This window comes from Rhizobium sp. PRIMUS64, assembly GCF_023006465.1.
Taxonomy (GTDB): Bacteria; Pseudomonadota; Alphaproteobacteria; order Rhizobiales; family Rhizobiaceae; genus Rhizobium; species Rhizobium leguminosarum.
The window spans coordinates 1-6,545 of sequence record NZ_JALBGX010000225.1 but is presented as its reverse complement, the minus strand read 5'-3'; the positions used below and the strand labels follow the sequence as shown (position 1 = coordinate 6,545).

The window sequence follows — 6,545 nt, the reverse complement described above, 5'->3', positions numbered from 1 at the left end:
CGGGCGCTCAGTGAGGCGGCCGGCCGCAAGGACGCGCTGATCGCCTGCGGCGCCGGCACCGACCATCTGACGCCGGGACCTGACGTCACTATCGACACGATCCTCAGAGCCTATGAGGAGCAGATCGAAACGGTGGAGGCGGCCGGCGGCCGCATCATCCTGATGGCGAGCCGGGCGCTTGCCGCCGCCGCCAAAGGACCGGACGACTATGTAAGCGTCTATGACCGCATCCTCCGCCAGGTCAGGGAACCCGTCATCATCCATTGGCTCGGCGAAATGTTCGATCCGGCGCTCGAGGGTTATTGGGGCAATGGTGATCATATCCAAGCCATGTCCACCTGCCTTGAGGTGATCGAAGCCCATGCCGACAAGGTCGACGGCATCAAGATCTCGCTGCTCTCCAAGGAGAAGGAAGTGGCGATGCGCCGCCGGCTGCCGAACGGCGTGCGGATGTATACGGGCGACGATTTCAACTATGCCGAACTGATTGCCGGCGACGAAGAAGGCCATTCCGACGCGCTGCTCGGCATTTTCGATGCGATCGCGCCGGCAGCCTCGGCAGCCCTAGAAGCGCTCGGCCGCAAGAGCAACCATGAATTCTTCGATCTGCTGGAGCCGACCGTGCCGCTGTCGCGCCACATCTTCAAGGCGCCGACCCGCTTCTACAAGACCGGCGTCGTCTTCCTCGCCTATCTCAACGGCCTGCAGGACCATTTCGTCATGGTCGGCGGCCAGCAGAGCACCCGCTCGCTGACGCATCTGGCCGAACTCTTCCGCCTGGCCGACAAGGCACGGGTTCTGGCAGATCCCGAACTTGCCGCAAGCCGCATGCGCCAGGTGCTCGCCGTCCACGGCGTCAACTGAAGCGCTGAGGTGATGGGAGGAGTGAGGTGATGGGAGGAGAATGACATGCAGGTCGAAGGGCTTTCGATCAATCTGGCGACGATCCGCGAACAGTGCGGCTTTGCGCAGGCCGTCGATATCTGCCTGAAACACGGCATCACCGCGATCGCGCCCTGGCGCGACCAGGTTGCCAAGGTCGGTCTCGATGAAGCGGTGCGTATCGTCAAATCGAACGGGATCAAGCTGACCGGGCTTTGCCGCGGCGGCTTCTTCCCGGCGGCAAACGATGCCGACTGGCAGAAAAATCTCGACGACAACAGGCGTGCCATCGACGAAGCGGCGGCATTTTCAGCCGATTGCCTCGTGCTCGTCGTCGGCGGCCTGCCGGGCAGTTCGAAGGACATCGTCGCAGCCCGGCAGATGGTGTTCGACGGCATCGCCGCCGTGCTGCCGCATGCGCAGGCCTCGGGTGTAAAGCTCGCTATCGAGCCGCTGCATCCAATGTATGCCGCCGACCGTGCCTGCGTGAATACACTCGGCCAGGCGCTCGACATGTGCGAGCAGCTCGGGGAGCATGTCGGCGTCGCTGTCGATGTCTATCATGTCTGGTGGGACCCCGATCTTGCCAACCAGATTGCCCGCGCCGGGCGCATGAAACGCATCTTTGCCCATCACATCTGCGACTGGCTGGTGCCGACAAAGGACATGCTGCTCGACCGCGGCATGATGGGCGATGGTGTGATCGACCTCAAAGGCATAAGACGGATGGTGGAGACCGCCGGTTTCTTCGGCGCGCAGGAGGTGGAGATCTTTTCGGCCGAAAACTGGTGGAAACGCCCGGCCGAGGAAGTGATCGCCACCTGCGTCGAGCGCTTCAGGAGCTGCTGCTAAAGCATGTCGCACAAAAGTGTGCAGCGGTTTTGCGACCATGATGTGCGAAAAACCAAAGACCTGAAGCGCGGGCCACGCGAATCTGAAAGATCGCGACGCGCTTTAGGTCTGATTTTCAGTATTTGTTTCATCACGCATGCAGGAGGATCATTCGATGGAAAAACGCCGTTTTGCCCTGATCGGTACGGGAAACCGCGGCACCACCATGTGGGGCAAGGATCTGCTTGCCGGCTGGCGCGAGCACGTCGACCTGACCGCGATCGTCGAGAAGAATTCGCTGCGCGGGGAACGCGCGCGTAACATGATCGGCAGCAATGCACCGCTCTACGAAAACATCGATTCGATGCTCAACGAGCAGAAGCCGGATCTGGTCATCGTCTGTACGCCCGACCATACGCATGACGACATTGTCGTGCGGGCGCTGGAGTCCGGCATCGACGTCATTACCGAAAAGCCAATGACGACCTCGGTCGAAAAGATTCGCCGGATTCTGGATGCCGAAAAGCGCACGGGTCGCCGGGTCGATGTGTCCTTCAACTATCGCTATGCGCCGACGGCTGCGAAGATCAAGGAACTGCTGAATGCCGGCGAAATCGGCCGGGTCACCTCGGTCGACTTCCACTGGTATCTGAACACCAAGCACGGCGCCGACTACTTCCGCCGCTGGCATGCCTATACGGAAAATTCCGGCAGTCTGTTCGTCCACAAGGCGACCCATCATTTCGATCTGCTGAATTGGTATCTCGACAGCGATCCCGACGCCGTCACCTCCTTCGCCGACCTGCAGAATTACGGCCGCAAGGGCCCGTTCCGCGGCCCGCGCTGCAAGCTCTGTCCGCACACGCATGAATGCGACTACTACCTCGATCTCGAGGCCGATCCCTTCCTCGATTCACTCTACGAGGATCCCTCGAAGATCGACGGCTACTTCCGAGACGGCTGCGTCTTCCGCGAGGACATCGACATTCCTGATACGATGGTGGTGTCGCTCCGTTACCGCAACAACGTCCATGTCTCTTATTCGCTGAACACTTTCCAACCGATCGAAGGCCACCACCTTGCCTTCAACGGCACCAAAGGGCGCATCGAGCTTCGTCAATATGAGGCCCAGCCCTGGGAAGAGCCGAAGGAGGACACCATCCTCCTCATCCGCAATTTCCCGAACGGCAAAGAGGCGGTGGAGCGCATCGTCGTTCCGCATTTCACAGGCGGCCACTACGGCGGCGACGACCGGATGCGCAACATGATCTTCAAACCCGATATTGAAGACAGGCTCGCCCAGCGCGCCGGCACGCGGGCGGGCGCCATGTCCGTGCTTTGCGGCATTGCCGCGCTGACGAGTTCGCGCACCGGCAAGGTGGTCAACATTGCCGATCTCATGCCCGAACTTGCCAATGATGGTTCGCCAAATTCGCTGAGGACGTCGCGCTGATGCCTGTTGCCTAGAGGGTTTCCGTTTTTCTCCGAATCACGGAAATGCTCTATCTCTTTGTTTTACGCAATTCCGAACTCTAAGCCGCTCGACGCGCCTCAGGCGATGTTTTCGAGATTAGCCTGATGGATCTGGTAGAGCAGCGGCTGACCAGTCACGAAGCGCTCTACCTCGTCCACTGCCATCTCGCCGAGGCGCGCCCGTTCCAATCCAATAGCGCCGGCAATATGCGGTGTCAGAAAGACGTTCGGCAGATCGTAGAAAGCAGAACCCGCCTCCGGGATCTCCGGATCGGTGACATCGAGGACCGCGTCGATACGGCCGGTCTTGAGCGCCGAAAGCAGCGCGGCCTCATCGATGAGAATGCCGCGCGCCGTGTTGACGAGCGTCGCGCCGTCCTTCATCAGCGACAGCCTTCGCGCATCGATCATATGCCGCGTCGACGGCAGCGACGGCGCATGCAGGGAAACGATGTCCGCTTGCCGCATCAGTTCGTCGAGATCGACCTTTTCCGTTCCGAGGCCGGCTGCCTCGGCGGCATCAAGCGTCGGATCGGCGAGCAGCAGTCTATAATCAAAGGGTTTCAAGAGCTCGATGACGCGCCGGCCGATGCGCGAAGCGCCGACGATGCCAACGTTGCGGCGGTAATTTCCGATCGCTTCGCGCTGCATCGGATGGGTGCGGTTGCGGTTTCGGTCGGCGACGTAGAGATCGCGGAAACGGAAAACGCGCTTGCCGGCGAAGATGATCGCCGCCAGCGTGAATTCGGCCACCGGCACGGCATTGGCCTCGGCCGAATGGCTGACCGGGATACCGGCTTCGAAGATGGCGTCGTCTATGACGCCTTTGACCGTGCCCGCCGCATGGACGATGAGCTTAAGATGCGGCGCGGCGGCGAGGATTTCGGGCCCGACATAGGGCCCGCCCCAGCCGGTGATCAGGATTTCGGCTTGGGCTAGCAGACGTCTCGCACGCTCGTCGTCGAAGCGCTGCAGCGGTTTGGGATCCAGCAGGCGACCGATGCCACTCAGCCGGCGCAGGACCTCATCCGGCAGCACATGCTCCGTGCGCGACGGTTGCATGGCAAAGACGATGGCCGGCTGGCTCATGGCATCTGTCCCGGCGCTTCGATGGCGCTGACTGTCACGCCCTTTTCCTTCACTAGGGCCTCCAGCGCTGCAATGTCAGGCGCTTTCGGCGGGTTCGTCCAGACAGACGAGACAGCAGCGGGATCGTCAAGTGCCAGCACTGCCGTCACCAGGATGGTTTCACCGGCCGAAATCTGCCCGCGCAGCTGCGGCACGAGGGTTTTCGCGACGATCACATTGGTGTTGGGCATTGCCTTCTGGACAAGCCCCGAACGTTTGACCGAAGAGCCGAGATCGAGAATGCCGGTGAAATCGGCTTCGCCGATCGCATAGGCAACCCCATTCGACGCGGATAGCGTATCCAGCTCGAAATCCCGGCGGCCGATGGCAAATCCGCCTTCGGCAATCCGCAACGGCCGGCTTGTCCTGATCCGGTGGAAGCGGATGTGCCAGGGTGCGACCGGCACGAGCCAGGTTTCGACGTCGACATCTGGGAAAGGCGACCACTTCGCATAGAGCACGTCACCTGCGAGCCTGGCTTCCTCGTTCGTTTCGCGCACGCGGTAGTGAAGGCCGTCATCGCTGAAGGCAAGCGCTGAATCGAAGGCGGCAAGCGCAAAGGCACGCTCATCGGCCTCGACACTGAAGCCGTATCGAGCGGAATAAGCAAACTTCGCATATTTTTCCGTGCCGCACCGCATCTGCAGGTTTTCCTGGCCGGAAGACAGCGCCACGACATCGCCGCCCGCCCGCATGATCACCATGCCGGGATGACGCTGGGGAACGATGTCAGGCGCCTGCTCCGGCACTTTTTCCTTCGCCGTCCAGAATGGGTGATCCTCAGCGATCGCCAGCGGCAGGAAGGCCTTGAAGGCCCAGTAGGGCGAGCCGGCGGAATTGTAACTCTCCGACATCAGCAGGTTCGGATAGCCGAAGCCGATCGACAGCACGCCGTCGCGATCGGCAATCGGCTTGTCCTTCCACCAGCGCAGATGCTGCAGACAGAGATGCTTGACCTCGCCCCAGGGCAGGGCCTCGACATCGGCAAAGGCGAGCGCGGACCAGAAGCCGGCGCAGGCAAAACGATAGGTCAGGCTGCGGCCGAAGGGGATCGTCGCCCCGTCAGCGGCAAACCAGTGCCGGAAATCCCGGGCGAAGAGGACCGCGCGCTCGCGGTAGCGCTTTGCATAATCGTCATCGACGAGCTTCGAATAGATCAGGCCATAGAAATGCATGGCGAAGGGAATGTAGTGGTCGATACGGCGCACGTTTCCGTCGCGATACCAGCCGTCGCCGATATAAAAGCCTTCGAGCTCCTCAAGATATTGCCGCGTCAGGCTGCGGTCGAAATCGGCGCCGAGACGATCGAGCGCGATATCGACGAAGATCCGGAAGAATTTCCAGTTGTTGTCAGCATAATCGAACTGCCTGACATGCTTGAGATAGGCGACGACATTGCTGCGGGCGCGCGCATCGAGCGGTTCCCAGATTTTTTCGGGCACCAGCGCCAGGGCAAAACCGAGAGCGGCAAGCTCAACCATCCGCTGATCGCGGCCATTGACCGTTCCCCAATATTCCGGATGGGCGGGATCGGTGCCATTTGCGAGACCCTCGGCGAAACGATGCCAATGGGCGAAGTCGCCCTTGCCTGCGCCAAGCGGCGCCAATCCCCAGAGCGGGCGGGCGAACCCTTCGAGATCGGCCGCTGCCCGGTCGAAATGGGCGCCGCCGCCATTGAGGGTGACGCGGGCATTGCCGTTCGAGAAACAGGCAAGCAGCGGATCAAAGAGCGCAAGCAGCGCACGGCTCATATCGGCGCGGGTTTCCAGCGGATTGCCTGCGAGCGGGTTGGCGCTGGCGGGATCATAGGTCATCGGCATCACTCACGGGTTTTCGATGTTCGGAACGGTTCCTCCCGGAATGGGAATGACCGCCTGGCAGATATGGCGCGCAGCGGCCGTCCTGTTGCGGAAGCGGGACAGCATCAGCGAAACGGCTTCGCGCCCGAGGGCAGCGCGGTCGACGCGCATGGTGGAAAGTTGCGGACTTGTCATCAGCGCGCAGGGCAGATCGTCGAAACCGACAATCGCGAAATCCTCCGGCACACGCAGCCCGGCCTCGGTGACGGCTTCGAGCACGCCGACGGCGATGAAGTCATTCATACAGAAAGCGGCGGTAAAACCGGCATCCGCGGCAAGTGCGGCGGCGGTGCGTTCATGCGCCTCCCGGCTGGCGCTGCCGTCAAGGGTCAGGGACACGAGACGGCCCTCTGCGCCCGGGACGGCGGCGAT

General features: G+C 61.7%; 6 protein-coding genes. 3 read left to right on the top strand and 3 right to left on the bottom strand.

All coding sequences use genetic code 11. The annotated features are described in order from the left end of the window. The 3 genes from MOV76_RS37910 to MOV76_RS37900 all read left to right on the top strand — a co-directional run. On the top strand, nucleotides 1-864 hold an 864-nt coding region (locus tag MOV76_RS37910; protein ID WP_247266487.1), incomplete at its 5' end, for a DUF993 family protein. A gap of 45 nt (nucleotides 865-909) precedes the next feature. Further along, complete coding sequence (locus MOV76_RS37905) at nucleotides 910-1,734, top strand: sugar phosphate isomerase/epimerase (protein WP_065276725.1); 825 nt, start codon at nucleotides 910-912, stop codon at nucleotides 1,732-1,734. A 154-nt stretch (nucleotides 1,735-1,888) separates the two neighbouring features. Continuing rightward, entirely contained in the window at nucleotides 1,889-3,166 is a 1,278-nt protein-coding gene (locus tag MOV76_RS37900) for a Gfo/Idh/MocA family protein (protein WP_018448056.1), read from the top strand. A gap of 98 nt (nucleotides 3,167-3,264) precedes the next feature. On the opposite strand, the gene MOV76_RS37895 is transcribed toward MOV76_RS37900, so the two are convergent. The 3 genes from MOV76_RS37895 to MOV76_RS37885 form a co-directional block, all read right to left on the bottom strand. Next, the gene (locus tag MOV76_RS37895) at nucleotides 3,265-4,275 is read right to left on the bottom strand and encodes a hydroxyacid dehydrogenase (RefSeq protein WP_018448057.1); all 1,011 of its coding nucleotides are present in this window, start codon (nucleotides 4,273-4,275) and stop codon (nucleotides 3,265-3,267) included. After that, on the bottom strand, nucleotides 4,272-6,128 hold the full coding sequence (locus tag MOV76_RS37890; RefSeq protein ID WP_026188568.1) for a DUF2264 domain-containing protein: 1,857 nt from the start codon (nucleotides 6,126-6,128) through the stop codon (nucleotides 4,272-4,274). Before MOV76_RS37890 ends, MOV76_RS37895 begins: the two co-directional genes overlap by 4 nt. Before the next feature lie 9 nt (nucleotides 6,129-6,137). Further along, a partial coding sequence (locus tag MOV76_RS37885) for a substrate-binding domain-containing protein (protein ID WP_247266486.1) occupies nucleotides 6,138-6,545 on the bottom strand: 408 nt, incomplete at its 5' end.